Annotated in this window: 2 protein-coding genes; one reads left to right on the forward strand and one right to left on the reverse strand. The window is 49.1% G+C overall.

Features of this window, described 5'->3' with window-relative positions; genetic code table 11:
• The first annotated feature begins 43 nt into the window (after positions 1–43).
• On the forward strand, positions 44–673 hold the full coding sequence (locus R7D93_RS25300; protein WP_005465748.1) for a response regulator transcription factor: 630 nt from the start codon (positions 44–46) through the stop codon (positions 671–673).
• Between the two features lie 3 nt (positions 674–676).
• On the opposite strand, the gene R7D93_RS25305 is transcribed toward R7D93_RS25300, so the two are convergent.
• The coding region (locus R7D93_RS25305; protein ID WP_225462486.1) for a TrkA C-terminal domain-containing protein at positions 677–1,453 on the reverse strand (777 nt) is incomplete at its 5' end.

The following is a 1,453-nucleotide window of genomic DNA, read 5'->3' on the forward strand; positions in this document are numbered from 1 at the left end:
GACAATAATTCATTTAACGAAATAGTCAAAAGTGTTTAACGTCATGGATTCGACCTACACCATCATCATCGCCGATGATCACCCTCTCTTCCGTAATGCATTGTTCCAATCGGTACACATGGCTGTCAGTGGTGCCAATCTGCTTGAAGCAGACTCTCTTGATGCCCTGCTTGCATTACTCGCCAAAGAGGAAGAGCCGGATTTGGTGCTGTTGGATCTCAAAATGCCTGGGGCTAATGGAATGTCGGGGCTTATCCACTTAAGAGCGGAATACCCAGATTTGCCTATCGTCGTGGTATCCGCCAGCGAAGAGCCAACGGTGGTGAGTCAAGTGAAGAGCCATGGTGCGTTTGGCTTTATTCCGAAATCGAGTGATATGCGTGAACTGGTCAATGCACTCAACCAAGTGCTCAATGGCGACCCATACTTCCCTGAAGGGCTGATCACCAATAACGCAGCGTGTAATGATTTAGCAGAGAAGATTGCCGCGCTAACGCCACAGCAATACAAAGTGTTGGGGATGTTGTCTGATGGCTTGCTGAACAAACAAATCGCTTACGAGTTGAATGTATCAGAAGCCACCATCAAAGCACACATGACGGCGATTTTCCGCAAGCTCGGCGTGAAGAACCGCACGCAAGCCGTCATCATGTTAACGGAAATGAATGATTAGGACTTAGTCCTCCTCTTCCCCTTCCTCTTCTTCATTGGGTAAACGTAAACCAACCTTAGTCACTTGGTGATCGACCACGTCCGCGATTACCCATTGCAAACCTTGCCATTCAAACTGGTCGCCCAAAACAGGCGTGCTACCCAGCTGTTCTTCAACAATATTGCTCAAGGTTTTATCTTGCAGTTCATCGCCCAAATTCAAACCGTACATCATCGCCACGTCGGCCAGCTTCACTTCAATATCTAAGAAGAAATCACCAAAGAAACGAGTCAGAGAGGCTTTCTCCGGCGCTTCACTGAACAACAAGCTCAGTGCAGCTAAGTCTTTCTCTTGAGCCAATACACATAGGGTATCGTCTTCTTCCAACCTGGTACTGCCCGATGGGTGAAGCAGTTCTTGATTACGGAAAACAGCCGCAATGCGCGTGCCCTCAGGCATCGACAAACTGCGCAGCGGTTCGCCAATGCACCATTTATCCGCTTTCAATCGGTAGATAAACAGTTCCCACTCACTGGTTGGGTAAATCTCCACACCAGTGCGAGAGATTGGCTCAGGCTTTGGTGGCAACTCAACCTTGGCAAGCGACATCGCTTTGGTCAGCGTACCGCCCTGAACGATCAGCGATACCATAACCACGAAGAAGGCCAAGTTGAAGTACAGCTGCGCGTCTGGTAAACCAGCCATCATAGGGAATACCGCAAGAATGATTGGCACCGCGCCACGCAAACCAACCCAAGAGACAAACCACTTCTCACGTGGCGTGAAACTCTTAAATGGCAG

It is taken from the genome of Vibrio sp. YT-15 (assembly GCF_033337445.1).
Lineage (GTDB): Bacteria > Pseudomonadota > Gammaproteobacteria > Enterobacterales > Vibrionaceae > Vibrio > Vibrio alginolyticus.